This is a genomic window from Povalibacter uvarum (assembly GCF_014202975.1).
GTDB classification, from domain to species: Bacteria; Pseudomonadota; Gammaproteobacteria; order Steroidobacterales; family Steroidobacteraceae; genus Steroidobacter; species Steroidobacter uvarum.
This window is the reverse complement of record NZ_JACHHZ010000001.1, coordinates 664,982-691,549: the sequence shown is the minus strand read 5'-3', so window position 1 is coordinate 691,549 and position 26,568 is coordinate 664,982. Positions and strand designations below refer to the sequence as shown.

At 60.8% G+C, this 26,568-nt stretch carries 22 protein-coding genes; 5 read left to right on the top strand and 17 right to left on the bottom strand.

Translation table 11 applies throughout. The annotated features are described in order from the left end of the window. Window positions 1-231: 231 nt before the first annotated feature. The 5 genes from phoR to HNQ60_RS02865 all read right to left on the bottom strand — a co-directional run bounded on the left by phoR (window position 232) and on the right by HNQ60_RS02865 (window position 5,602). The gene (gene phoR / locus HNQ60_RS02885; RefSeq protein WP_184329502.1) at window positions 232-1,584 is read right to left on the bottom strand and encodes a phosphate regulon sensor histidine kinase PhoR; all 1,353 of its coding nucleotides are present in this window, start codon (window positions 1,582-1,584) and stop codon (window positions 232-234) included. A gap of 3 nt (window positions 1,585-1,587) precedes the next feature. Further along, window positions 1,588-2,283, bottom strand: a complete 696-nt coding sequence (phoB, locus tag HNQ60_RS02880; protein WP_184329501.1) for a phosphate regulon transcriptional regulator PhoB — start codon at window positions 2,281-2,283, stop codon at window positions 1,588-1,590. A gap of 108 nt (window positions 2,284-2,391) precedes the next feature. Then, a complete protein-coding gene (gene tsaB / locus HNQ60_RS02875; RefSeq protein ID WP_184329500.1) occupies window positions 2,392-3,060 on the bottom strand; it encodes a tRNA (adenosine(37)-N6)-threonylcarbamoyltransferase complex dimerization subunit type 1 TsaB in 669 nt (222 codons plus the stop codon). Further along, entirely contained in the window at window positions 3,057-5,030 is a 1,974-nt protein-coding gene (locus tag HNQ60_RS02870; protein ID WP_184329499.1) for an ATP-dependent DNA helicase, read from the bottom strand. The genes tsaB and HNQ60_RS02870 overlap by 4 nt, the downstream gene beginning before the upstream one ends. Before the next feature lie 2 nt (window positions 5,031-5,032). Continuing rightward, on the bottom strand, window positions 5,033-5,602 hold the full coding sequence (locus HNQ60_RS02865) for a DUF11 domain-containing protein (protein WP_184329498.1): 570 nt from the start codon (window positions 5,600-5,602) through the stop codon (window positions 5,033-5,035). 156 nt (window positions 5,603-5,758) lie between these two features. Between HNQ60_RS02865 and HNQ60_RS02860 the strand changes: the two genes are divergently transcribed. After that, the gene (locus HNQ60_RS02860; RefSeq protein ID WP_281382673.1) at window positions 5,759-7,528 is read left to right on the top strand and encodes a phosphoenolpyruvate carboxykinase (GTP); all 1,770 of its coding nucleotides are present in this window, start codon (window positions 5,759-5,761) and stop codon (window positions 7,526-7,528) included. 86 nt (window positions 7,529-7,614) lie between these two features. On the opposite strand, the gene HNQ60_RS02855 is transcribed toward HNQ60_RS02860, so the two are convergent. After that, the gene (locus HNQ60_RS02855; RefSeq protein ID WP_184329496.1) at window positions 7,615-8,529 is read right to left on the bottom strand and encodes an adenylate/guanylate cyclase domain-containing protein; all 915 of its coding nucleotides are present in this window, start codon (window positions 8,527-8,529) and stop codon (window positions 7,615-7,617) included. Window positions 8,530-8,738: 209 nt separating this feature from the next. On the opposite strand from HNQ60_RS02855, the gene HNQ60_RS02850 reads away from it, so the two are divergent. Beyond that, a complete protein-coding gene (locus HNQ60_RS02850; RefSeq protein WP_184329495.1) occupies window positions 8,739-10,163 on the top strand; it encodes a M20/M25/M40 family metallo-hydrolase in 1,425 nt (474 codons plus the stop codon). A 7-nt stretch (window positions 10,164-10,170) separates the two neighbouring features. Here the strand turns inward: HNQ60_RS02850 and dusA are convergent, their stop codons facing one another. Beyond that, entirely contained in the window at window positions 10,171-11,202 is a 1,032-nt protein-coding gene (gene dusA / locus HNQ60_RS02845; protein WP_184329494.1) for a tRNA dihydrouridine(20/20a) synthase DusA, read from the bottom strand. 104 nt (window positions 11,203-11,306) lie between these two features. Here dusA and HNQ60_RS02840 point away from each other — a divergent pair, with 104 nt between their 5' ends. Further along, complete coding sequence (locus tag HNQ60_RS02840; RefSeq protein ID WP_184329493.1) at window positions 11,307-12,497, top strand: tyrosine-type recombinase/integrase; 1,191 nt, start codon at window positions 11,307-11,309, stop codon at window positions 12,495-12,497. Here HNQ60_RS02840 and HNQ60_RS28240 read toward each other — a convergent pair. The 6 genes from HNQ60_RS28240 to HNQ60_RS02810 all read right to left on the bottom strand — a co-directional run bounded on the left by HNQ60_RS28240 (window position 12,409) and on the right by HNQ60_RS02810 (window position 19,162). Beyond that, complete coding sequence (locus HNQ60_RS28240; RefSeq protein ID WP_221303981.1) at window positions 12,409-12,639, bottom strand: pyocin activator PrtN family protein; 231 nt, start codon at window positions 12,637-12,639, stop codon at window positions 12,409-12,411. The two genes, HNQ60_RS02840 and HNQ60_RS28240, sit on opposite strands and share 89 nt — an antisense overlap. A gap of 219 nt (window positions 12,640-12,858) precedes the next feature. Further along, window positions 12,859-13,119, bottom strand: coding sequence for a relaxase/mobilization nuclease domain-containing protein (locus tag HNQ60_RS28235; protein WP_184329491.1), 261 nt, complete (start codon window positions 13,117-13,119; stop codon window positions 12,859-12,861). Window positions 13,120-13,189: 70 nt separating this feature from the next. Continuing rightward, complete coding sequence (locus HNQ60_RS02825; protein WP_184329490.1) at window positions 13,190-15,655, bottom strand: hypothetical protein; 2,466 nt, start codon at window positions 15,653-15,655, stop codon at window positions 13,190-13,192. 55 nt (window positions 15,656-15,710) lie between these two features. Then, complete coding sequence (locus HNQ60_RS02820) at window positions 15,711-16,898, bottom strand: IS481 family transposase (RefSeq protein WP_184329489.1); 1,188 nt, start codon at window positions 16,896-16,898, stop codon at window positions 15,711-15,713. 763 nt (window positions 16,899-17,661) lie between these two features. Further along, window positions 17,662-18,630 (bottom strand): relaxase/mobilization nuclease domain-containing protein, encoded by a 969-nt coding sequence (locus tag HNQ60_RS02815; RefSeq protein ID WP_184329488.1) that lies wholly within the window; start codon window positions 18,628-18,630, stop codon window positions 17,662-17,664. Next, entirely contained in the window at window positions 18,611-19,162 is a 552-nt protein-coding gene (locus tag HNQ60_RS02810) for a hypothetical protein (protein WP_184329487.1), read from the bottom strand. The genes HNQ60_RS02815 and HNQ60_RS02810 overlap by 20 nt, the downstream gene beginning before the upstream one ends. Before the next feature lie 249 nt (window positions 19,163-19,411). Between HNQ60_RS02810 and HNQ60_RS02805 the strand changes: the two genes are divergently transcribed. Beyond that, the gene (locus tag HNQ60_RS02805; RefSeq protein WP_184329486.1) at window positions 19,412-19,756 is read left to right on the top strand and encodes a hypothetical protein; all 345 of its coding nucleotides are present in this window, start codon (window positions 19,412-19,414) and stop codon (window positions 19,754-19,756) included. Between the two features lie 182 nt (window positions 19,757-19,938). Here the strand turns inward: HNQ60_RS02805 and HNQ60_RS02800 are convergent. From HNQ60_RS02800 to HNQ60_RS02785, 4 genes are all read right to left on the bottom strand, one after another. Then, window positions 19,939-21,005, bottom strand: a protein-coding gene (locus HNQ60_RS02800) for an IS3 family transposase (RefSeq protein WP_184329485.1) whose coding sequence is annotated in 2 segments (ribosomal slippage) — window positions 19,939-20,756 and window positions 20,756-21,005 — 1,068 coding nt in all. Because the reading frame shifts where the segments join, the coding sequence is not laid out codon by codon here. A 34-nt stretch (window positions 21,006-21,039) separates the two neighbouring features. Then, a complete protein-coding gene (locus tag HNQ60_RS27240; RefSeq protein ID WP_246433359.1) occupies window positions 21,040-21,573 on the bottom strand; it encodes a JAB domain-containing protein in 534 nt (177 codons plus the stop codon). Between the two features lie 981 nt (window positions 21,574-22,554). Beyond that, window positions 22,555-23,646, bottom strand: coding sequence for a BamA/TamA family outer membrane protein (locus tag HNQ60_RS02790; RefSeq protein ID WP_184329484.1), 1,092 nt, complete (start codon window positions 23,644-23,646; stop codon window positions 22,555-22,557). Window positions 23,647-23,778: 132 nt separating this feature from the next. Continuing rightward, complete coding sequence (locus HNQ60_RS02785) at window positions 23,779-25,314, bottom strand: arylsulfatase (RefSeq protein ID WP_407676429.1); 1,536 nt, start codon at window positions 25,312-25,314, stop codon at window positions 23,779-23,781. A gap of 456 nt (window positions 25,315-25,770) precedes the next feature. Between HNQ60_RS02785 and HNQ60_RS02780 the strand changes: the two genes are divergently transcribed. Next, the gene (locus tag HNQ60_RS02780) at window positions 25,771-26,544 is read left to right on the top strand and encodes a bestrophin-like domain (protein WP_184329482.1); all 774 of its coding nucleotides are present in this window, start codon (window positions 25,771-25,773) and stop codon (window positions 26,542-26,544) included. Window positions 26,545-26,568: the final 24 nt, after the last annotated feature.

The following is a 26,568-nucleotide window of genomic DNA, read 5'->3' as shown; positions in this document are numbered from 1 at the left end:
GTTACAGGCAGATTGCAGATGGCGCGAGGTGGACGCTGTCGCCGATCAGCGGCGTTACAACTCTGTAAGAAATACCGCAAACAATTGTTACGGTCCGCGTGCACGAAGCGACAGATCGCTGCGGCTGCATGAAGAAATTCATGCGGCCGATTCGATCGTCAACTCACGGTCACAATCGGTCGCCCGGGCAGAGCGATGAGATGCGGAATGAATCCGCGTGCGGATGACAACTCAATCGACGGCGTGCAGGCGTGCGACTCCGGCTTCGACCCCTTCACGCGAGACCACCCGGTGCTGAGGGAAATGACAGGTGAAGGTACTGCCCTTCCCTGGCGTGCTTTCGATCGTCAGCGTGGCCTCATGCCGCTGCAGCGCGTGTTTGACGATCGCAAGACCGAGTCCGGAGCCGCCCATCTCGCGGGAACGACCGGAATCGACCCGGTAGAACCGTTCCGTCAGCCTCGGGATATGTTCGGCGGCGATACCGACGCCAGTGTCGCGGACGGAAATATGCCCGCCTTCGTCATCGGTCCACCATCGCAGCGTGACCTCGCCTTCCGACGGCGTGTACTTCACTGCGTTGGTGAGCAGGTTCGACACGATCGAATGGATCTCGGTCTCCGCGCCGAGCAACCACTCCTCGCTGTCGATCTGCGTATTCACGTTCCTGGGGCGCCGCTCGAGCGACATGGCTTCGCGCCGCAGAAGCGACAGCAGGCCCGCGATATCGATTGGACGCTCGATGTGCCGCCGTTCGCCCGACTCGAGCTTCGAGAGCTCCAGCAGATCGTTGATGATGCTGCTCATGCGCTCGGTCTGCCGTCGCATCTCCAGCACCGGCGCACCCCAGGCCGGATCGAGACTCGCATCGTCGGCGAGCGCATCGAGATAGCCGGAGATCACGGTCAGCGGCGAGCGCAGTTCGTGCGATGCGTTGGCGACGAAATCCTTCCGGATCGACTCCACGCGCATCTCGCGACTCACATCGCGCACCACGAGCAGTTGCCGTTCCGAGCCGCCGGTGCGAACCAGCGTGAATGACAAGTATCGCCCGCCGTCAGCAGGCTCATAGACGATGACGCCTTCAACCGGCCGGCCGTGCTTCAGGTATTCGACGAACGCCGGATGCCGGACGAGATTCTCGATGCGAATGCCGACATCGCGCTTGCGATGCAGGTGAAGCCAGCCCGCGGCCCGGCCATTGAACCAGAGAATTTCGTGCTCCGGACCGAGGAGGATCGCGCCTTCGGGCATCGCGGTCGTCAACCGGCGGAATTCGCGCAGCAGGCCGGTGACCTGGGCGCGATGGTAGTTCTTGCGTCTGTAGATGCGATCGATGATGGCGATGACTTCGCCCCACGGACCGTTGATGTCCGGCGGCGATTCGATACGACGGTGGGTCAGCCACCGCTCGATCCGCAGCAGGTTCCAGATCTGGATGACGAGATAGATGCCGAGAACGATCGCCAGGACGAGCGCGACACGGCGAAGGATGAGCCCGACGAGCAATGCGAGGCCGACGGCGATGCTGAGCCGGCCCGCCGCCTGCCAGCCGACGGACGACATGGAGGACGGCAGCTTCAAGCGCTACTCCGCGCGCGTAGAGAACCTGTACCCGGAGCCGCGGACGGTCTGGATGAAACGGTCGTAGCTGAAGGCTTCGAGTGCCTTGCGCAGTCGGCGAATGTGCACATCGACGGTTCGCTCTTCCACATAGACGTTGCCGCCCCAGACACGGTCCAGCAGCTGCGTGCGACTGTACACCCGCTCGGGATGGGTCATGAAAAACGAGAGCAGACGATACTCGGTCGGACCGAGCTGCACAGTACGGTCACCTACGGTCACCCGGTGGCTGGCCGCATCGAGCACGAGTCCCTCTGCTTCGATGACTTCCTCAGTGCTGCCATTCGATGAACGGCGCAAGACTGCGTTGATCCGGGCCAGCAGTTCGCGCGGCGAGAACGGCTTGGTCACATAGTCGTCGGCACCGCCATCGAGCCCCAGCACCTTGTCCTGCTCCTCGGCCCTTGCGGTCAGCATGATGACGGGGACTTCCTGTGTCTCCTTGTCACGCTTCAAGGCCCGGGTGAGCTCGAGGCCGCTCATTTCTGGCAGCATCCAGTCCACCAGAACGAGGTCAGGACGACGGTCGGCGATGCTCGCGCGGGCTGCGCTGACGTCCGCCGCTTCACGCACTTCGAAGCCGCTGCGACGCAATCCGAATGCAATCATTTCGCGGATCGGACGCTCGTCTTCAACGATCAGGATCTGTCGGGCTGCCATGAATTCAACAGGTTGAGTCGACCAGTGACGGCAACATTACAGCAACAGTCTGTGACAGTTCGATGAAAAGTCAGGCCCTCTCGCGGGAAATACCCGAACGCTGTCACATTATCTCTTGGCGACCGCGACCTGGTCGCGCAGATAAACGGGTTGGGCCTCCTGCGCCGGTCGTCCTTCCCCGTTCAGGAATGCCGCTTCGCCCAGCAGCGCGATCTCGGTCGCGCGCGGCAATGTGTGCGGATGCGTCGGGAATTCCCCGAACGAAGCCGCAAGCTCCGCGTAGGCGCCGAACCCCGTTCCGGCACAAGTGTTCGGTTGCGCTCCGGCTGCATTGACCGTCGACGCCGCACCGACGCGCTCCTCACTCGCGGGCTTCACCAGGCCCGTCGTCTCCTCGCACGAGAAGAGTCCCCAATACACTTCATTCATCCTGGCATCCATGCAGACGAGTATGCGATCGCCCGGTTTCGCGACCTGCTGCGCGACGGCAGCAAGATTGGAAATACCGACAGTCGGCAGGGATGCCCCGAAGGCCAGTCCTTGCACGACACCGATCGCGATGCGCACTCCGGTAAAGGCGCCCGGACCACGTCCGTAAGCAATTGCATCGAGATCGTGGAGCCGGGTTGCTCCCTCGCGCAGCAATTCCTCTGTGAGCGCGAGGATCAGATCCGCGTGACCGCGCGGTGTATCGACCGAGCGGCTGATCACCTGCCCGTCGATGCGCAACGCCACTGAGCAACGCTCCGTGGCCGTATCGATCGCGAGCAGTTTCATGAAGAGCCCTCTCGTACGAACTCCGGCACCAGTCCGATGGCGGCAAGGCGCGACCGCAGGAATTCGGTCACCACCTCGAGCTTCGACGTCAGCGGCATCGGCGGCAGACTGCGCAGGAAGATGCGCCCGTAGGGCTTCGACTTCAGTCGCTGGTCACACAACATGATGACGCCGAAATCGTCCGCATCGCGAATCAAACGGCCGACCCCCTGCTTCAAGGCGATCACCGCCTGCGGCACCTGCTCCTCGAAGAACGAATTGCCTCCGCGACGTTCGATCGCAGTCAGACGCGCCTTGAGCACTGGATCATCCGGCACCGCGAACGGGAGCTTGTCGATGACCACTACGGACAACGCCGCCCCTTTGACGTCGACACCTTCCCAGAAGCTGCTGGTGCCGAGCAATACTGCATTCCCGTAATCGCGAAAACGGTTCAGAAGAACCTCCCTCGGCGCATCGCCCTGGACCAGGACTGGATAAGGCGGCTTCGGACCTAGGCGCTGCAAGAGAGTCTCGGCCGCCTCTCGCAAAGCGCGATGACTGGTGAACAGCAGGAACGCCCTGCCTCCGCTCGCCTCGAGCACCGGAAGCGCGGCTTCAACAACCTGACGGGTATGTCGCGACGACGCTGGTGCGTCCAGGCCTGGCGGTAGATAGAGCAGCGACTGCTTCTCGAAATCGAAAGGACTGCCGAAACGCGCCGTCGTCGGCTCCTCTATGCCGATACGACGCGTGAAGTGTTCGAAGTCATCCCCAACAGCGAGCGTGGCCGACGTGCAGATCCATGCGTTCGAATGCCCGCGGATCAACTCACCCAACTGCTCGGCGACATCGACGGGCACATAGTGAAACGAGACTCCGTGTCGGGTGACCTGCGCCCAGCGCACACTGGCGGTTTCGGCTTCGTCGCCATGCTCGAGCAACAATCCGAGCCGCGTCTGCAGTTCGATCGCGCGCCTGCGAACTGATGCGAGGCCCGGCTGATCCGACGTTGCCAGCGCCTTGCCGAGGTCAGCGAGCGAGAACTGCAGGGATTCGAGCGACTCGACGATGGAGCCCGTCCATTTTGCCGACTCCACACGCTCCTGCGCCGAGCCGAGCGCATCTTCGAGATCGATGACGCGCCGATCCAGTGTCTGCGCAAACGTGTTCGCGACATCTGTCTGCGCGGCACTGGCGACGAGCTCCACCGCGAGATCCCGAGCGAGCGCCTGCAACTGCCGACCCGAAATCGCAAACCCCAGGAAGGCGGTCGCGACCTCGGGCAACTGATGCGCTTCATCGATCACGATGGCATCGGCGCCCGGCAGCAGATCGCCGAACCCCTCTTCCTTGAGCACGAGGTCGGCCATCAGCAGATGATGATTGACGACGACGACATCCGCGGCCTGCGCTTCACGCCGCGCCTTCATCACATGGCAGCGATCAAAGACGGGACATTCCGGGCCCAGGCAGTTGTCGCGAGTCGAGGTCACCCAGGGCCACACGGGCTCCGATTCGCTGAATCTCGCGAGTTCCGCGATATCTCCCTGGCGCGTGATGCGAGCCCACTCGCGCACGTGCGGCAGCGCCATCGCCACTTCCCGGCGAAGTCCTCTCGACACCGCCTGCTGTTCGGCGAGATCGAGGCGATGCAGACACAGATAATTCGCGCGCCCCTTGAGCAGCGCGACGCGCACGGGTCGGCCCATCGCATTTGCGACCGTCGGCAGATCACGGCGGAAGAGCTGATCCTGCAGCGTGCGCGTACCCGTGGACACGATCACGCGCTTGCCCGACAGCAACACGGGAACGAGGTACGCGAATGTCTTTCCCGTCCCGGTTCCGGCTTCGACGATCAGTCGCCCACTGACGTGCAGCGCCCTTGCGACTTCCTGCGCCATCGCGATCTGCTCGGGACGCGTCGTGAAGCCGGGAACCGTCCGGGCCAGCGGGCCTTCCGGACCGAAGATTTCATCCCAATCTTGCATCGCTAGCGGAAAACTGCGCGAAAACGCGCCAGGGCCACCGCGCCCGGCGCCAAAGGATTGCGAAGACGCCAACGGACATGCGTGTAGTCCTGCGGTGTCGCGGGGCGCGTCAGCGGCGTATGCACGGGCGTTGGCTGCTCGGTAACGGTCAGCTGACCTTCCTTACCGAACGTCGCGCCACCATCCGCGGACAAACTCACTTCCGCGCCCGGGCCGGCTGCGGAATCGGCGACATAAGTCGTGTTCTCCGGAATGCGCTGCACGACTTCCACGTCGCGCGCGGCGCCGTTCCCGGAGTTGCGGATCCGGACCGTATAGAAAATTTCCTGGCCCTGCTGCAGCGTCGCTGCAGGCACGAGCCGCGAGATCCGGCGGTCGTTCGGTGCGGGAATCTCCAGCCTGGTCTCGGCGACGAGCGTCGTCTCGATATCGTCCGCGCGAGCGCCGGCAATGGTCGCGAGCGCAAGGAGCATTCCCGCAGGCACATTCCTCCCATGCCACGCGTTGTTGTCTATCGCTGTCGAGCCGGACCTTCTGCTCAGCAGCACCTGCACCTTTGTGATTGCCCGCATGGCAGATTGGAGTGGACGCGACCCGGTCGACAGGAAAATCATGGACATAACTTGGATTGTAGTCGGCGGACGCGCCGCCCGGATCACATTCAATGACACCGGATCGGCGCCCGGTATAATCCCGCGCCTGTTTCTCACTGCAGCCGGCGGGTCCGCCTGACAGGCGACCGCTCGAGGTCCACGTCGAAAATGAGCATGAATGCGTCGTTGAATAGTTGGGTCGAGGAAATCGCGCGGCTGACCAAGCCTGATTCGGTTCACTGGTGCACCGGGTCGGATGCCGAGAACTCCCGTCTCATCGACGAGATGCTCACGACCGGCGATCTCATCAAGCTGAATCCCAAGACCCATCCGAACTGCTATCTCCATCGCTCCCATCCGTCCGACGTCGCACGTGTCGAGCACCTGACTTTCGTCTGCACGCGCAATCGCGAAGACGCGGGCCCGAACAACATCTGGATGGATCCGGCCGAGGCACATCGCAAGATCGACGCGCTCTTCGAAGGCTCGATGCGCGGTCGCACCATGTACGTGATCCCGTACTGCATGGGCCCGATCGAATCGCCCTACTCGCGCTGCGGCGTCGAGATCACCGACAGCCCCTACGTCGTCGTCAACATGCGCATCATGACACGCATGGGCGATGCGGCTCTCAAGCGCATCGAGCGCGAAGGCAAGTTCGTGAAGGGCCTGCACTCGATCGGCGATCTCGATCCCGAACGGCGTTTCATCATGCATTTCCCGGAAGAGCTCTTCATCAAGAGCGTCGGCTCCGGCTACGGCGGCAATGCGCTGCTCGGCAAGAAATGCCACGCGCTGCGGATCGCCAGCTGGCAGGCGCGCGATGAGGGCTGGCTCGCCGAGCACATGCTCATCATGGGAATTCAGAGCCCCGAAGGACAGACGCACTACATCGCCGGTGCTTTCCCGTCCGCGTGCGGCAAGACGAATCTCGCGATGCTGGTGCCGCCCGAATCGATGCCGGGCTGGAAGATCTGGACCGTGGGCGACGATATCTGCTGGATGCAGATCGGCAAGGACGGCCAGCTCCGTGCGATCAATCCGGAAGCCGGCTACTTCGGTGTCGTCCCGGGAACGAACCGCAAGACGAACAAGAATGCCTACGACATGATTCAACGCGACACGATCTTCACGAACGTCGCGCTGACCGCTGACAACCAGCCGTGGTGGGAAGGCATGGAGAGCGGTACGCCTGCTCTCGACTGGCAGGGCAAACCGTACAGCGGCAAGGGCGCCGCGGCGCATCCGAATTCGCGCTTCACCGTTTCGGCGAAGCAGAACCCGATCTACTCCTCGCTGGCCGAAGCGCCGGACGGCGTGCCGATCTCGGCAATCCTTTTCGGCGGCCGGCGCCGCGAAGTCGCGCCGCTCGTCTACGAAGCCCGCAACTGGACGCATGGTGTCCTGGTCGGCGCCGGCATGGCCTCTGAGACCACCGCGGCCGCCGTCGGCCAGATGGGTGTCGTGCGTCGCGATTCGATGGCGATGAAGCCCTTCTGCGGTTACAACTTCGGCGACTACTGGCAGCACTGGCTGTCGCTCGAGGGCAAGACGAGCAAGCTGCCCCGCATCTTCCACGTCAACTGGTTCCGCCAGGACAAGAACGGCAAGTTCATGTGGCCCGGCTTCGGCGAAAACCTGCGCGTTCTGCAGTGGATTGCGAACCGCTGCGAAGGCAAGGCCGGCGCAACCGAATCGCCGATCGGCTTCGTACCCGCACCGGAAGATCTGAACCTGGCGGGCGTCGATCTCGACAAGGACACGCTCAACACCCTGCTGTCCGTCGACGTCGGCGCGTGGCGCCAGGAAATCGACGCGATCAGCAAGTATCTCGATGAGTTCAAGGACAGGGTGCCGGCCAAGCTGCGGGATGAACAGCGGACGGTGGCGGGAAGATTGGGATGAGAAGCGGCGAGCTGTGAGCGATGAGCTACGAGCCAGAAAAGAGGCCGTTCTCTTCTGGCTCATAACTCATAGCTCGCAGCTCGCTGCTATTCCTCGCAGTTGTATCTCAGCGTCAGCGGCGAGCCCGCCTCGGGCACTCGCCCGAAGCCGATCATCCCCTCGCCCTTCAACTGCATGCTGTCGCGACGAACGAAGGCTTCTTCGTTCTCGCGCGTGGTCACGAAAGTCCCGTTGGTGCTCTGATCGACCAGCAGGAATTTGCCGCGGCTGAATTCGATCCGGGCGTGCAGACGTGAGATCAGGTTGCCCTTCACCACAACATCGTTCTCTTCCGCCCGACCGATCGTGATGTTGCTCCGGCTGTCGTCGACGACGATGTCCTGACCGAGGAACTTCAGGCGCAGGCGGCGGGGACGCTGCTTTTCGCGGGACGCGACGGCTGCGCCCAGGGCGATGGCCGGCAACATGCTGGTGGCATCTTCCTTCTGCCACAGCACTTCGAACAGTTCGTCTTCGCTGGTCTTGCCCTTGAGCGTCGCGACGTCGATCTGACGCACGGCTGACTGCCATTCCGGGGCGAGCCGCTCGACCATCGCGCTGGTGATCATGACCTGGCCAGCCTTCGCCTGGCTCGTCATGCGATTCGCGGTATGGACGGCCGCACCGAAGATATCGCGGTTCTCCAGCACCACCGGACCGAAGTGCCCGCCGATGCGAATCGCGATGGGTTGTCCTTCGACCTTGAGCTCGGAGTGAGTGCGGATGTCGTGCTGCATCCGGCTTGCGGCATTCAACGCGTCGTTCGCCGTGGGGAACGTCGCCATGATCTCGTCGCCGATGGTCTTGATCACCGTGCCATGGTTCTGCTCGGTCGCCGAACGCATGATCTCGACGCAGGTCAGCACCATGTCGCGGGCGCGAAGATCGCCCATGACTTCATAGATCCGGGTGCTGCCGACGACATCGGCGAACAGGATGGCGAGTTCGATGTCTTTTCCCATGACCTCTTGGTGCCCAAACCTAACCGGGTCCGCTCCCTTCGTTCGTATACCGGCAGGCACCATCTTGGATGGGCGCGCCCGGATAGTCCTGTGGGCTCTGCCAGGCGGCCCGGCATGCGGCCGGCCGCGCGGGCATTATATACACAACGCAACATAAGCTCGCCCGGTGCGAACGGGCAGATCACGAGTGGAGTTCCGGAATGCATCGCATGTATCGTCCCGCAGCGCTTTTCCCCGCTTTTTCTGCGGCCTTCCTGCTGGCCGCGGCCGCAGTCCCCGCCGCTGATTGGTCGGAGCAAGACCTCGCGACTGCGGCGACTCTGCGCGATCGCGCAGTCGCCGGGACCAATGCCTTCGATCATGTCAGCGGGCTGGTCACCGAAGTCGGCCCGCGCTTTGCCGGTTCGGCGGGCGATGCAGCTGCCGTCCGGTGGGCGCTCAATCGTCTCGGCACCCTGGGCTTTTCCAACGTCCGATCACAGGACGTTCTGGTCCCGCGCTGGGTTCGCGGCACTGCTGAAGTGTCGATCGTTGCGCCCTACCCTCAGCCGCTCGTTGCCGTCGCGATCGGTGGCAGCGTCGGCACACCCGAGGAAGGCATCGAGGCGCAGGTCGTGACGGTCGGCTCGCTCGAAGCCTTGTCCGCACTACCTGCCAACCAGGTGTCCGGGAAGATCGTCTTCATCGATCAACGCATGGAGCGAACGCGCGATGCCAGTGGCTACGGCGCGGTAGTCCCCAACCGGTCGCAAGGTGCAAGCGTGGCCGCGAATCTTGGCGCAACCGCCCTCGTGATCCGCTCCGTAGGCACATCGCCTGACCGCGTCGCCCACACCGGAGGGCTGTCTTATAGAACCGACGCGCCGCGCATTCCCGCCTTCGCCATTTCGAATCCGGATGCGGATCTGCTCGCGCGACAGGTGAAGTCAGGCAAACCCGTGCGCCTGCGCTTGCGGTCGACGGCACGCGAACTGCCGCCTGCATGGTCCGCGAACGTCATAGGCGAGATCCCCGGCAGTCAGTCGCCGAATGAAGTCGTGCTGCTGGGCGCTCACCTCGACTCGTGGGATGTGGGCCCAGGCGCCGTCGATGATGGCGCGGGTGTCGCCATCGTCATGGAAGCCGCGCGACTGATCGCGAAGCTCGACCGGAAGCCCGCGCGAACGATCCGGGTCGTGCTGTTCGCGAATGAAGAGTTCGGACTTTCCGGAGGCCGCGAGTATGCGCGACTGATGAGCGAGGAAATCCCGCGCCACGTGATCGCATTCGAAGCAGATCTGGGTCAGGGTCCGGTGTGGCGCCTGCAGTCACGGGTTGGCGTCGAACAGTTGCCGGCCGTAGCGCAAATGCTCCAGGTTCTCGAGCCACTGAAGATCGAAGGCGGCGACAACACTGCATCCGGTGGCGCGGATCTGCGTCCGCTGCGGGAAGCCGGCGTTCCTGTGCTCGACCTTTCGCTGGACGCGACGAATTACTTCGACATTCACCACACGACCAACGACACGCTGGCGAAGATCGATCCGAAAATTCTCGATCAATCCGTCGCGGCATATGCAGTCGCGGCATGGCTGGCGTCGACGAAGCAAGGCGACTTCGGTCGCGCCTCGCAACAGACCTCAGCCGGTTCTCACTAGCGGTGTTTTACGCGGCCTGCTCGACGATGCGCAACGCATCCATCAGCAGGCCCGCGGTTGCAGCCGGCTGACCGGACTTCTCCGAAAGGAAGCGACGCCACGCTCGTACGTTCGGGAGGCCGGCGTAAAGCCCCTGCACGTGCCGGACCATCGTTCGCAGCCGATGACCTTCGGCAAGCCTGGCTGCGCAATACTCAGCGTATCGCGCCACGACGTCCTCGCGCGCCGGCGGCGTCCACTGTGGATCGATAATCGACTCGTGCAATTGCGCCAGGATGTACGGATTGTGATATGCCTCGCGCCCAAGCATCGCGCCATCGAAATGTTGCAGGTGATCGCGCACTTCATCGACCGTGCGGATGCCGCCATTGACGATGAACGTGAACTGAGGGAAGTCGCCGCGCAACTGAGCCGCAACGTCATAGCGCAACGGCGGGATCTCTCGATTCTCCTTCGGGCTCAACCCATTCAGAACCGCCCGCCGCGCATGCACGACGAATATGTCGCAGCCGGATTGAGCGACACGCGAAACGAATCCGTGAAGAAACTCGTAGTCATCCGCGATCGGCGAAGGCTCGATTCCGATCCGGCACTTCACAGTGATCGGAATGTCGGTCACGCCCTTCATTGCGCTCACGCACTCCGCAACCAATGAGGGCTCGGCCATCAAGCACGCACCGAAGCGTCCGCTTTGCACGCGATCACTCGGACAGCCGCAATTCAGATTGATCTCGTCGTAGCCGAACTCAGCGCCGATTCGCGCCGCAGTCGCGAGCTCGGCGGGATCGCTGCCGCCAAGCTGCAGCGCGACGGGATGCTCCGCTGGGTCATACGCAAGCAACCGATCGGCTTTGCCCCGGACAATTGCCGCTGAGGTGATCATTTCGGTGTAGAGCAATGCCGATGGGCTCAGCAACCGCAGCAGGTAGCGGCAGTGCCGATCGGTGTAGTCCATCATCGGCGCAACGCTCACGCGCCGATCCAGCGGAACCGCAGCTTTCTCGCTTGAAATGCCTATTTTTATAGGGTTTTCCGTCATCGGTGTTCGTGCGGCATTTCTGCGGATTTTGGGGCGTTTATCGGTTGCGGAGGCGACAAAGAGGGGACAAGAATACCTTGTCCCCTCCAATTTCAGAGCATTGTATGGCCACTATCCGGCTGCGCCGAAAAAATGATGGAACATTGCGATACACCGCGGAGGTGCGGCTGCGCCGCGGCAAGGTTGTGATCCATACTGAAGGCAAGACCTTCATGCATCGCTCCGCAGCGGAGAAGTGGGCCAAAGCCCGAGAGGTCGCTCTGGAAAACCCTGGCGAGCTCGCGCGCCGCCAGCTCGGGGATCAGTCCCTGAAAAGTCTGATTCGCTGGTACATCGAGGACTTCCGGGAAATCAGCAAGTGGCAGCGCACCAAGCAAGCGCAGCTCGAGTTCCTCGAGCGTCATCCGATCGGCGCTGCCAACGTCATGACTATGACTTCGGCAACGCTCGTTGATCACGTGCGATTGCGTCGCGCGCGCGGCGCGGGTCCTGCAACAGTCTCAAACGATCTGACTTGGATCGGCGTGGTGTTGCGCGCAGCAAAGAGCGTCAAGCAAATCCCCATCAAAGCCGAAATCGTCGACGAGGCACGCACCGCTTGTCGAGAACTGCGACTCATCGCCAAGAGTCGACGACGCGAGCGTCGCCCGACGCAGGAAGAACTAACGAAGCTCAGTGAATACTTTGGTCGTCGCGATCGGCGGGCCGAGATACCGATGCTTGACATCATGTGGTTTGCGATCGAGTCCGCGCGGCGAGAATCTGAGATCTGCAGGCTCGAGGTGGCAGATAACGACGCTAAAGAAAGAACGGGCCTTGTGCGCGACGCCAAGCACCCGACTTCCAAGCTAGGCAATCATCGCCGATTCAAGTACACGGCCGAGGCCTGGGCGATCGTACAGCGTCAGCTGCCCAAGAACGGCTACGTGTTTCCTTACAACCCTCGAAGCGTTTGCGCCGCATTCACGAGGGCCTGCCAAATCCTGGGCATCATCGACCTGCATTTCCACGACCTTCGCCATGAAGCGACCAGTCGTTTGTTCGAACGCGGATACCAGATTCACGAGGTCGCGCTCTTCACGCTTCACGACTCATGGAACGAACTGAAGCGCTACGCGAATCTGCGCCCTGGCGAGGCGCGAGACATACCTGCACAACCGGGAAAGACCAACGGAAGGCGTACAACGCCATGCACCAAGGCGCGAGTCAGCTCGCCCTGCCCCGCTGACGATCGATCAACTCCGCCAGATCCACCGCGCTCACGAGCCAGGGCGATTTCTGACCTCCCAATCTGAAGACGCGGCACGGAAGCAGTTTCGCGGGAGCGCGTCTTCGAGCTTCTGGATAGCTCAGGCCGAAGTATTTAGGTGCCACCCGTTCCAGCGGTACATTCGCCTCGCCAAACTCAGCGAGCAACCCGAAGTAGGTACTGTTCACAGCCGTAACCTCCGGTTCAAGTCCATTGAGAGAGACGCATTCGTCATGCGGGCTCTGAGGGATAGCCACGGCGATGATCTCAAGGACTGAACCGAAATGCCGTTCGAGTTTCGGGCGGAAATGGCACGAAACCTCAAGCTCGGTATTGCGGGAAACCGAGGTTAGAGGCACACGCGCGTCCCTCGCCCGCCTCTTCTGCTGCCGACCCGATAGCAGACATCAACATCCAGCAAACAGCTGCGCCTCTACTCCATGCTCCCTCAGCTGTCGTACAAACTCACCGCGCCATCTCCGAAGCGTCGCCTTCGGGATATTCAATCGAGCACCTTCCTCACTCACCACCTTCACGACCACATGTACATGCAGATGCGGCTCGTCCGTGTGAAGCACCATCGCGTACCGATGCCTCAACCTAACCTCTGCACGCGCGAACCCTCGCACCGCCGATAGGAGCTTCTTCGGCGGCGTCCCCGCTGGCATGGAGAACACTACACTAGAGCGATGAACGAGCTTTGGCGGCTTCCTGCGCTGGATAGACGGGTACCGGCAGCTACATGTCACACTCTGGTCGCATTTCAATCACGATCGGATTGGACGGCCTTCCACAACCATTCGCATTGCATGCGCTTACAGTGATAAATGCGGAGTGATACGCACCCAGGGCGTTGCGGCCCCAGATTCCTGCAACGACTGATGTGCCAGGAACGTGGGCCGCAACTGTGGTGTGGTATGCGGAGTGCGTCCCCTTCATGTACACCATGTAGCTCGTCGCCCCCGGGACCGCTGTCCAGCTCAGCGGCCAGCGCGTCGAGGGAGATCCGTCTGGCGTATGTGAGCAGGTGAAAGGCCCGCGCGAAAGCCCGGGTGAAGTTTGCGGAGCGCCGTTCGGGATTGGCGCGGCCGGCGGAAGGGGCGATGGGCCTGAATAAAAGGTGTTCATCTCATTGAACTTCGCGATCACGTGACCTATTAGCGCCGATTCGCCATTGGCGGCGAGAAGCAGCGCGTTCTGAACGTCCATCAGATCCAGGCCGTTGCCATCGAAGTCGGTAAGTCGCTCCGTCGATTGCAATACGAACTCCAGGAAGCGGCGATTGGACATTCCAGACGCCACTTTGATTCGATAGAAAAGACTCCCTATCGCCTCTCCGCGTTTATGGTCAGACAAGTTCGGATCGGCGAAGCGCTGGAATGTGATTCGGGTGTCATTCAAAAACCGCGGATTGTCTGTGGGGTACGGCCCGTCGCCAACAACGTGCGGGTCGCCCACCCAACTCGGAAACTGAGTAGCCAACTGAAGAGCGACGCTAAATGTGTCCGCGAACCCCTCAACGACTGCGGCCGGGAATGTGCCCCGGCTGTACTGATTGCTGACTTCCGCGTTGTACATGTAGAAGACATGGTGCCCTAGCTCATGCCAAACGATATCCAGATTTCGAAGAGCGCCGCTTGTCGGTTGACTCATGATTGTTTGAGTCGTCGGATCGTAGTAAGCGTTCGCGTTGTCCTGCGGAGCCCCACTGGATCTTGGAAGTATGTCAACAACTCGGTCTTGGCCGCCTAGGCGGTCGCAGCAGTAGCTGGGATTGCTATCGTGTATCTCGCCCAGTATGCGGAAGGCGTCGCTCATCGCTCTGTTCGCCTCAGCCGCGTCATCGAGATGACAGAGCGTGTTGGGATTTCTAGGATCCCTGTAGCGGCACCTCACGAAGCTCCCATGTGGACGCTCCCAGATGATGTCCGCTCCGGGGCTCGTACATGTTTGGGGATTCTCAGTTGAGGAATTGTCCCGGCATATGCGGTATCCAAAGGGATCATCGAACTGCCGAGGATCAAACGCTTCGCTTTCCCCTGTGAGCGCATCGACATGCACCCTCCAATTGAAGTCTGCCGTTCTGATGTCGAACCGATAGCGGGGCGAAAAGCTGGGAGTAGAATCGATCCGTTGGTAGCTGAGTTCAGGGTCATTCAGGAGTTCATACTCGCCTGAAGAATCCTTGTGCTCAACAGGACGTTGGCGATCTATCGCAGCAAGCGCCGAGGACAATGCCTCCTGCTGGGAAATCCTGCGTCCCACCCTCACGAACTGATTGCGGATGAGGCGAGCGCTGACTTCTGCAATCGAGTTGTCAGCGTTGAGTCGCAGGAAACCTCGGTGCTCAAACGGTATTCCGTTTAGTACCTGCTCGAACTCGATCCGACTGCCGCCAGGGTATTGACGAACTGCAGCCAGCCGTATGTCAGCTTGCCCTTCGATACCAGCGAGCGGGGCCAGGTTCGCGAGTACGCGCTCAACCTCTGTTTCCTGAATTGCCTGCAGCTTTCCCAGCTTCCCACCACGAACGACAATCGTCCCCCCGTTTTCACTGGTTAAGATCGACTCGGGTGCGACTTGCGCAATCTGAAGTAACTGCGAATGACGCTTCTCCAGATTCCGCACTCGGTTACTTACGTGAGATCTGGCAATCGTCAGTGAACTCCCCGATGAAGGCTGATCCATTCCTCCGACCCGATATACAACTTGGTGGTCTGCGTCCTGCGGCAGGATGCGATACATATCGCCTTGGATCTCCAGAGTTCCTACTGCGAGGCCATCCGACGTCACGGTGAGCCAAGCCTGCGCGTCGGTGCCGCTTGAATCTGTGGCAGTGAAGGTGCGCGTCTGGCTCTTCGGGTCCCAGACACTCGATTGAACAGTGAGGTCTACACTCGCACCATTGACCTCCAATCGAAACATGCCAACTGAGGGTTGCTCCAATCGCACACCGAATTCGTTCAGGCCTGGGGGATTCAGCTGCAATACAGGAATTGTGACGACCGCCACGGGCTCGGCATAGCCTTCCAATTCAAACTCGCGATCGGAGGAAGCTCGCGTCGTGGCGGTGCTCGATGCTGCTGGGGAGACGAGAAGGCTGGCAGGTGCAATTGGCCGTTGAGGGGGCGCCAAAATTGGATCGAGCAGTGTGTCACTGCGAGCGGTGGTACACAGCAGGCTCAAAGCGGTCGCTGCGACCATTCCGTACGACCAAGATGCAAGTGCCCAGGTCTATTCCGGGAACATAGGTAACGGATTATTCCGGAGACATGGGTAACACCTGTGCCCGGAATGGATTCTGCGCGCATTCCACCCGACCTGCCTCCTGATCGAAGAAGCCCAGGTCGTAGTCCATGAAGGTCACCAGCCAGATCTTCTCGGCGACCTCCTTGATGCCGACGTTCTGGCCGGCAAAGACGTGGCTCAAGTTGATCTTGCGCCGCGCGATGCAGATGCGCCCGCAGGCGGTCACGGTGATCGTGCGATCGTGGAACGGATATTCCAGGTCGCTTAAGCCGGTGTAGGCACGCGCGGACGGCTGGTACAGCTCACCCGGATACTTCATCGCGATCGCCTGATGCGGTCGTTCGTGGTTGTAGTACTGGATGAAGTGATCGAACTTCGCTTGCTGCTGCAGGAAGTTCTTCGCCGCCGGCTTGGTGGCTTCCTTCTTCAAGGTCAGATGCATGCGTTCATGCCGGCCATTCTGCTGCGGATGCGCAGGCTGGATGCGCTCGATGCGGATGCCCAGTCGCAGCCACCACACCGACAGTCGACTCAGACCAAAGAAGGCGCTGGCGCTCGCGAAGGGCACACCGTTGTCCGTGCGGATTGCCTGCGGCAGGCCAAAGTCCCTGAAGGCGCGCTCGAACACGCTGAAGGCGTACATCTCCTTCGTGCTCTCCAGCGCATCACAGCACAGCAGGTAACGACTCGCGAAATCCGTGATGGTCAGCGGATAACAGTAGCGTCGATCGGCAAGCATGAACTCGCCTTTGTAATCAGCGCACCACAGATCATTGGGCGTGGTCGGTCGGGACAGTGATGTCCCTTGCGCTTTGTGACGCGGCCGCCGACTCGATGAGACCAAGCCATGCCGATCCAGCACTGCATGCACGGTGCTGATCGCTGGGAGATGAATGTCATCGTGCAACCGCCGCAGCTTCTCGCGGATCTTCGGCGCACCCCAGGTGGGATGCTCCTTGCGTAACTGCACGATCAGCGCTTCGGTCTGAAACGGCAGCTGCTTTGCGTGCCGATACGGCCGTCGCGAGCGATCGGTCAGCCCCTCGATCCCGCAGCTCTTGTAGCGCTCGAAGATCTTGTAGCCGGTCTTGCGCGAGATATCGAACTGACGGCACAGCACCGCCATCTTCTCGCCTTCCAGCAACCGGGCCACGAACCGCAGTCGTTCGTCCATCTTGCAACACTCCCGCCACGGCATTTGGGAGCCCTCCCAAATACCTGAAAGTGTTACCTATGTGCCCGGAATGAAGTGTTACCCCTCTGCCGGGAAGGGCACCACTTCATGGCTCAATCTCCGTTTGATAAAGTCGCAGTAGAATCAGACGACGGCGGTGTAAGCAATGTCAAGCTTGTCTGGACGATACTGGTTTACGGCTGTTTGGGTTGCCGCGATCTTCCTCGCGGCGACTTCTCATTCTGCTTGTGCTGGAAATAGCGAAAGTCCACGACCGCCTGAGCTCGAGTGTGATCAGCATCGTCAGGCACGTTTCGATGTGCTACGTAAGGCTGCGAGCTTCTCCATAGTCGCCCCGGCTGACGAACCACTCGCGAGGGAGGTGACTGCGCTGAGATGTCTCGCAAATGAGCCTGACGCGCAGGCCATCTTGCTTGATGTGATCGATACGGCAACGCCAGCTGGTCAGATGTACGCCTTGGCTGGTCTGGTTGCTCTCCGACATCCAGAAGCGAACGAACTGCTATCCCGGTACAAGGGAAATACGACCAAGATTCGCATCTTCGGCGGGGATATCATCAGTTACTCAAGCGTTGCGGATCTCGTTCAAGGAATCGAGCGAGGATACTACCTGCGCGAGATACTCCCAGAACATGCACCGCCACCTCCGGCCGGGGGAGTGGAGATAGTTAAGTGATGACGAGGCCGAACACGGCCGCCGCCATTCGCTAGCAACGGCCGCACGCGGGGCACACCAGCACCCAGAAGCTGAAATCACCAGCCGCTATCAACGCGTCCGCTCCTGCTCGCGGGTCAGCGCTCTTTCAGCTGGCTTGGTCGGCCACCCCCGCTCTGTTCGAGGCGGCTGCATGGTGGCAACAAATCGACGAACACTCTCCGCCAGGATTCGGTCGCCGTTGCGCTCGAGCAAGCCGGCTGCCGCGCACCACCCACTCTCCACGCTCCTCCGAGTCTCCAGAAGAGACTCTTCTCCAGGCGACTTCGGCATGTGTCGCGTCGCGTCTTGCACTTCTCGACTGAGCACCGTCGACACACGTCGCTGCATGGCCCGATACATTCCATCCTTCAGCGTTCGCCCACTCTCACCCCGGACTGCCCGTTCGGTGGCATTCGCTTCAACACCCTGTGCGCGCAAGTGTCGCGCAAACTCATTGCGCCACGATCGCAGCGTCTCCTTCCGAATATTCAACCGAACGCCTTCCTCACTCACCGCCTTCACAACCACATGCACATGCGGATGCGGCTCGTCCGTGTGAAGCACCATCGCGTACCGATGCTTAAGTCCAAACTCTTCACGCGCGAAGCTTCTCACCGCCGACAGCACCTTCTTGGGCGGCGTCCCTGCTGGCATAGAGAACACCAGGCGATGGACGAGCTTTGGCGGCTTCCTGCGCTGAATCGCAGACAGGTCCGCCCTCTTCCGATGCTCTTCTAGGTCCAGATCCCAACGGTTGAACAATTGCGCGCCCACACCCTTCAGACGAGCCGGCCCCTCGTCGGTCTCTATCTCAAGCTCGCCCTTGCGGTCGATGTAGTTGAAGTGAGCAATCACACCCTGTCGGCTGCAGCCGCCAGCACCGCCGGTCACCTTCACCATCACCTCAGGCGCGTAGCCGACGGTGCGCCGGATCTGCTCGATGTGGGCCGGCGTCAGATGCATCGTGCCTGGGCCGTGACGCCCGTGGCTCACGATGTTCAGAAGTGATGGACCCTGCTCAAGACGAAACGGTCTCATACCCGAGCTCCCAGGAGCGTGCGTTGGCTTTCAGCAAGCGTTTCGTGTTGGCGTGCATCCCCTCGCACCCCTTCATGATCCCGTAAAGGATTCCGTTGTCGATGCCCTGCACCTTGCCTTGCTGATGAGCAAGCCGGACGAGCTGATTCATGTTTCTGCCGAGCACCCCTAGTTGTGCGATCGAGTGCTTGAGGGCTTTCAGCTCCTCCTTGGGCAAAGGCGCAAGGGAGCGCAGGTGTGCACGGAGTAGGACTGAAACGTAAGTGGCAGTAGCCATCTGTCGCGCTGCGGCGCGTTCGATCAGAAGCAGCTGGTCATCGGGATGCAGCCGAACGGTGAGTCGCGCACCTCGCAGCCGCCGAGGCGCTCCCAACTGTGCGGCGGCTTCAGCCGGATTGACGCTGTGCAGTGCCATCCCGATGAGCCGCTTCAGCAGAACCGACTCACTCACCTGCTCTTGTTCAGCCAGCGCGCGGAAGCGCGCCTTGGTCAGCGGCGTGACTCGTGCACCGATGAGTTCTGTGCAAGCCATGGTGCAATTGTTAGCACACAGCCGCCGCGAAGTTATCCTGCAATTCGACACAAAAACGACCGAAACTCAAACACACATCATCCGTACAATGTGGTAGATAGACTGGAGCAGCACGTATCGACACTGCTGCGATTCGATGATTGTTCTGCTGCGAAGGAGTCTCGAACTCTCAAATCCGAAGCGGCGCCCGCCGGTGCTGACACACCAACGGACGCCTAACCACCGCCCTACCTAGCTAGAGGTACGACCATGGCTACGCGCGATTGTATCGAGGCCCGGTTCCCGGGCTTACGTAATTATCCCCAGCGGTCGCAATGCGACCCCCACTTCGCCCTCCACGTCTCCGCCCTGGCCGTCCGGGAGTCCGACCCCACACCCCAGTCCGGTGTCGAACTGCTCGGCCGCTTCAGTGACGCACGCGACTTCCTGCAGTGCGCCCTGACCTCCCTGACCGCACGTGACGATCGCTGTTTCTACAGCCCTGAAGTCACCTGCCTGCAACACGGCCTGGCATTGCTCCGGGAGGTCTACAACGACGTGGATCTGCGATTGCTTCACGAGCGCCGAGCAACCGCAGATAGCGACCCGAGCTGACCTGCGATCACCGGCCGTGACGTGAACCGCCACGGCCGGTTCGGGGCTCTCTTATAAGAGCCCGCGCTCGGCAAAGGACTCGACCACCGCATCACCTACGATGAGGTGATCGCGTAAGCTCCCCCGTCAAGGACACAACTCCAAAGTAGACTTTCCGGTCGTTGCTCGCCTCGGCATGAAGGTTAGGGGGGCGGCACTCGGCCGAGGCTGTCGTGCGGCCGCTCCTCGTTGTACTCGCGCAGCCAGTCCTCAGTGATGGCACGCACCTGGTCGATCGATTCGAACACATAAGCATCGAGCACTTCATCGCGATAGGTCTTGTTGAATCGCTCGATGAAGGCGTTCTGATCAGGCTTACCGGGCTGGATGAAGCGCAGCTCGATCTGTCGTTCCAGACACCACTCGGTGAAAGCAATCGATGTCAGCTCGCTGCCGTTGTCCAGCCGCAGTGCCAACGGTTTGCCGTACAACTCGATCAGCTGCTCCATCACGCGGATGACGCGCAGACTCGGGATCGAATGTGCGACTTCGATCCCCAGCACCTCGCGATTGCCCTCATCGATGACGTTGAAGGTGCGAAAGGCGCGGCCGCTGTAAAGCGTGTCCGCCATGAAGTCGAGCGCCCAGATCTCATTCAATCGCAGGGGTGCCAGCAACGGCTGGCGAAGACGCGTGGGTAGCCGTCGCTTCGTCCGCCGCGGCAGATTCAGCTTCAGCGCGCAGTACACCCGATGCAGTCGCTTGTGATTGATCACATGCCCATCCAGGCGCGAGCGATCGTAGAGCTTCCAAAAGCCCCAACGTGGCCGACGCGCTACCAGTTCATTGAGCACCTCGATCACCCCTCGATCGCGCTCCATGCACGATCGCGGCCTTCGGTACCACGCCGTCCGCGATAGCCTGGTCGCCTTGCAGGCCTGGCCGATCGACAACCCGTGTTCCTTCACGAGCACTTCGGCTACCTGCCGCTTCCCGGACGGCCCTACAGTTTTCGGCTCAGTACGTCCTTGATCGCTGTGTTCTCGAGCGCCAGATCTGCGTACATGCGTTTGAGCTTCGCGTTCTCGGCTTCGAGTTCTTTCATCCGCTTCAGCTCCGACACCGACACGCCGCCATACTTGCCGCGCCAGTTGAAGTAGGTCGCTCGACTGATCTTGTGCTTGCGCGTCAGTTCATCGATCGAAACGCCTGCTTCCCCTTCTCTCAAGATCGCGACGATCTGCGATTCCGTGAACCTCGATTTCCTCATGACACTCTCCCGGTTCGCCGGAAGAGTCTACTATTCAGCTGTGTCCGAGGCGGGGGAGCTTACGATCGAGCACCCGGATGTCCACCAAGGCCAGCGCCTGCTTCAAGCGACGCGTCAGCAGCTCGTCCGCCTGGCAGGGTTCGGCAGCTCCCGACGGATGGTTGTGCACCAGGATCACCGCCGCCGCGTTGTGCGCTAGCGCCTCCTTCACGACCTCGCGAGGATGGACGCTCGCCCCATCGATCGTGCCTCGGAACAGCTCCTGACAGCACAGCACCCGATTGCGGTTGTCGAGATACAGACAAGAGAAGACTTCGTGCTCCATGCCGCCAAACCGGACCGCGAGATACTCGCGCGTTGCCCTCGGGTTCGACAGCGCGCCAGACTGGAGCACGCGAGCCGACAGAATGCGCAGCGCTGCCGCAACCACCTCATCGTCGCTCACACTCGCCTGGCATTCACCAACGCCCGTCTTGAACACGGTGCTGTAACGCGCCTCGCCCACCGACATGGCACCGCTGTGCGAACGGACATTCAAACTGTGAACGCTGCGCTTGGAAGTATTCATGGCGGATCTCCTTCTCCAGGCGGGATTGCCTGTCGGAGGTCCCTCCTCACGGCGCAGCGGAGCGGTCAGGGCCGCGCGTAGCGCGCTTGCGAGCACGGCATAGCCGCGCGCAGGCCTTGACCGCGAGAACGACGTGACACGCTATCCAAGTACAGGCTAAGCCGCCTCCCGCTTACGCGGCCGGCTTCCAGGCGACTAGACGGAGCAACGGCCTCTGGACTCAGAATCGGTATCCCACTCTGGGAGTGGATCATTCGACGCGAGCAGTGCTACTCACCGCCATGATCGAAATCGAGCCGCTGCGACCAAACCATGCTGGCGCGCTACCTTGAAGTTGCTCCGCCAGATGTTGTCCGTCCACTCGAAACTCTCCCCGCCGTGCGCGCGAAATTGCAGAACCTCAGGCGTTGCATGCGAGTGAAGTAGTTCTTGAGACCCAAAAGAGGTCGATACTCGTTGATATCGGGCGAGTCTTCATTGTCCGTGCGGACGTTGATCACAACGCCCCATGCCCCCACGTCTTCGCGAATCTCCAAATGGTTCCGGCACCGAGATAGGTGATGTCGTATTCCCGGTCGTTATTGTCGACGTACCCGAGATACCCCGATGTCGACCCCACTTCTTGTCTTCCGTCATCGCATAGGACGGAAATACAGTGACCCGATACTCGTCGCTCTTAGCGTCGACCGCAGGAACTCTGCGCGCCCCAGCGCGCTCGTCACCATGATCAGGAGAAGGAACCTCAGGCCGCGCCTGTTCTTGTGATTTCTACGCCACCGTATGTTGTTGGCCGCATCGCGAAGAACCGGACGGGATACGGCAAGCAACATTCTTTGCCGCCGGACATTGCATCTCCCAGAGTGATGAGTAATCAGACCTCCTCTGGTCTATGGGCAGAACGCATTCCCGTAAGTAGGTAGTACACGATGCAGGAAAAATCTGCCTGCATGGGCGCTGACGTCGATGCGCGAGTTATCCGCATCAGAATCGATTGCCGAACCGAAGATAGAGTCCCTGATTGTCACCTTCACCCTTGGCGAACTCGGCGTTCACCACCATGTTCTCCTTTGGCTTGAGGATGTAGAAAGCGCCTACTCCGATCATTGGATACAGCTGATCGCCGCTACAGGATTTGCCATTGCCGTAAAGACAGGCGATGCCCCCGAAGGCCTTGACGCCCCATCGCGGCCGAAGCATGTACCGGTCCTCCGTTTCCAGCGTCAGCGAATTGCGTCCCAGATACTGACCGTGCGTGTACCCGCGCATCTCGATGGAGCTCTCGCGTGATGGCGGAGCGTCATCAGTCCAGCGCCCCTTGGCATGCAGGACCAGCACATTGTGAGTGCCAGTGCGAAGATACCAACGCCAATCTGCATTGATCGCATCGTAGTTGTCGTCGCTGCCCAGGCTTTCGCGATAAGCCAAATTGTGGATCTGCCAATACATACCACCAGAGGGATTGTTGACGTTGTCGCGCGTGTCGTACGCGAGAACGAGACCTGGACCCGCGGAGGTGAGTCCCGTCAGACCAGCCTCCTCGAGAGCCATCTCAGAAGTTGGGTCGTCGCCCTCGACGCCATAGTTCGAGTAGACGGCTTGCACGCCCAGATACCAATGCGCGGCCACTTCATGCTGATAGCGTACGAAGTACGCCCGCAGATTCTCGTCGCTGCGCACTTCCTGCCCGGTGCCGAGAAAATCCAGATAATCGTTGGTCACCTTGCCGCCGACGAGCCCGAATGCAAGCCGGTCGCGGTCGGAATGGAAGAACAGTTTTCCGCCTGCAGCCACCACAGTCGACGAAGTGTTGGAGGTCGTTGCCTTGACGCCAACAACCGATGGCGAAGAACGATCGTCAAACTTGATGATGTAGCCGGCCATGCCTCCGAACGAGGTGCCAAGCTTCGGAGTGCTGCTGACCAACGGAACCAGCAGCCACGGTGAGTGATGCTGTTGCTCGAGGGCGGCTTGCCCCTGAGTAGATGTATTGCTCGGTGGGGATTGCGCATCGGCGGCCATGCTGAAAACGATCATGGCCGGCAGGCAAAGGCGACACCCGCGGTCGATCGTCATGACTGGCCCCTCAAGACGGCATCAACGTGCGCGGCCGAATCACAGGAGCGATCGACGCTGGAATGCCCGTTCAGTAACCACGCGGGGTGCTCCTGCACCCCGCGTGAAGCCTCAGCCATTCCATTGATTCATTCACTTCTTGTTCGGCGACTTGTTGAAGCGCTCTTCAATCCCTTCATTGATCTTTTGTTGAACAGCATTGATACCGAACTCGGCCGGCAATTGGCTCGGCGGGTATTGGTTAAAGGTCTCCAGAAACGCTACCGCCCTCGTCTGGGCCTCGATAGTCAGATAGACATTCTTGGTCTGGAAGTCGTAGTACTGATCGGACACCACATCGGCGCGCTCATACGGATCCATGCGCAGGTTATAAAGCTTCGGCAGGCGCAGGCAGGTGAAAGGGTTAGCCCACACTTGCATACCGCCCGGCGCCCTCTGTTCGCAGAACACCGCCTTCCAGTTGCCAGCGCGCATGGCCACCAGTTCGGCATCATCATTGAAATAGAAGAACTCTTCGCGGGCACCCTTCTTCGTCTGGCCCGTCAGCAGGGGAAGCTGGTTGTAACCATCCAGGTGCACCTTGCCGGTCTTCGAACCGATCGACGTGCCCTTCAGCAACTTCTCCTTGATGTTAGGATCGCCCGCAGCTGCCACCAGCGTGGGAAACCAGTCCAGGCCCGAGAAGATCTCCCTTGAGACGACATCTGGCTTGATCTTGCCCGGCCAGCGCACCATCGCTGGCACGCGGAAAGCGCCCTCCCAGTTCGTGTCCTTCTCGCTGCGGAACGGCGTGGTCGCTGCATCTGGCCAGCTGAACTGGTTCGGACCGTTGTCGGTGGTGAACACGACAATCGTGTTGTTGGCGATCCCCATATCGTCAATTGCTTTGAGCAGCTTGCCCACGTTGTTGTCCATCTCGATCATGCCGTCGGCGTACTCATTGCCGGGCATGCCGGCCTGCCCGCGCATGGATTCGCGCACATGCGTGAACAAGTGCATGCGGGTGAAATTCATCCAGGTGAAGAAGGGCTTGCCCGCCTGCGCCTGCTTCTGCATGAAGCCAATCGCTGCCGCAGTGGTCTCGTCGTCGATCGTCTCCATGCGCTTGCTGTTCAGCGCCCCTGTATCTTCGATCTTGCCATCGGCAAACGAATGCAGGACGCCCCGCGGCGAGAACTTCTTGCGGAAGGGATCATTCGGATCCTTGGGCCAATAGGGACGCTCGGGTTCCTCCTCGGCATTCAGGTGGTACAGGTTGCCGAAGAACTCATCGAAGCCATGCGCCGTTGGCAGGTATTCATCGCGATCGCCCAGGTGATTCTTGCCGAATTGCCCGGTGGCATAACCCAGCGTCTTCAGGGCTTCGGCGATGGTGATGTCGCGAGCCTGCAGACCCACGGGTGCTCCAGGCAGGCCGACCTTGCTCAGGCCGGTGCGCTTAGGAGTCTGGCCAGTGATGAAAGTCGAACGCCCCGCAGTGCAGCTGTTCTCTGCGTAGTAGTCAGTGAACATCATGCCTTCTTTGGCAATGCGGTCGATGTTGGGGGTCTCGTAGCCTACGACGCCGTGGCTGTACGCGCTGAGATTGGTCTGTCCGACATCGTCACCGAAGATGATCAGAATGTTGGGCTTCCCCTGTGCGTGCGACGCCGGGGAGATACCTATCATGCACAGCGCCGCGAATACTGGCAGCCCGATGGACGCCACCCCTCGCAAAATTCTCTTCATGCTCTGGTCTCCTGTGTAACCCAAAAGACTGCACATCGCCCATTGTCTCAACGCCACGCAAGTCTGAACGCGCAAGCCGTGACGGTCAGTGCGTAGAAGGGGCAACACACCGCCTTCTCGATCACGTGTCGGGCTAAGAGCCGGCAGTGATCGTGCTGAACAATCCCTTGGCAGCAGGCTTGCCGTTGATCGCGGGCGCCAGCGGACTCGGTAATCCTCGTTGTTGCCCCAACTACGGACTGCGTAACGTTCGCGCGCCGCTGCACCATCAGGGTTTTCGCCTAGTAGGCAATCCGAAACGTTGGTGCTGGCTCCATCTCGGATGGCATACCGTCAAAACCGGTGGATTCGAATGCTCGACACGTTTCCCGTACTCCGCTGCCCGGTGCCTCAACAGTGAACCTGTGGTGGGCTCTGCCGGTCGCGCTCGCATTGTTTCTCGTCTCGTGCGGTTGCTCGCGGCTCGGATGGCTACTGGGTCGTCGGCGCTTGCAACGCTATGGCGAAGGCGCAAACGAGGGTCTTGGAGCAGTGGATGGCGCAATCTTCGGTCTCATGGGCCTGCTCATTGCTTTCACCTTTACAGGTGCTGCTTCGCGCTTCGATCACCGCCGCGACCTGATCCGCGAGGAAGTGAATGCCATTGGTACCGCATGGCTGCGCCTGGATCTTCTCGCGCCGCCGTCCCGAAGCGAAGTGCAGACGCTGATGCGTGCTTATGTCGATCAACGCATCGCTACCCACCGGGAAATGACGGATCTAGAAGCGACGAATCAGGCGTCGCACCGAGCGGCACAGATCCAGGCGCATATGTGGACGCGTCTACAGGAGGCAGTGCGCACCGAAACCTCACTGCCGCTGACGCAAGCGGTGCTGCCCGCGGTCAATGACATGTTCGATGCGGGCACAACTCGTGTGCTCGCCGCCGAACAGCATCCGCCGCCCGCCATCTATTTGACATTGATTGTCCTAGTGCTCGTGACAGCATTCCTCACCGGCTTCGGTCAGTCCAAGGCCACACGACAGAGCATGCTTCATCTATTCGGGTTCGCCGTCACGACAACCCTGGCGCTCTGCCTCATCCTGGATCTGGAGTATCCGCGGCTAGGGCTGATCCGCGTCGCAGGCGCGGACCAGGCGCTAATAGATCTGCGCGCAAGCATGGACTGATCTTACAGGCACGCCGAGGGCCCC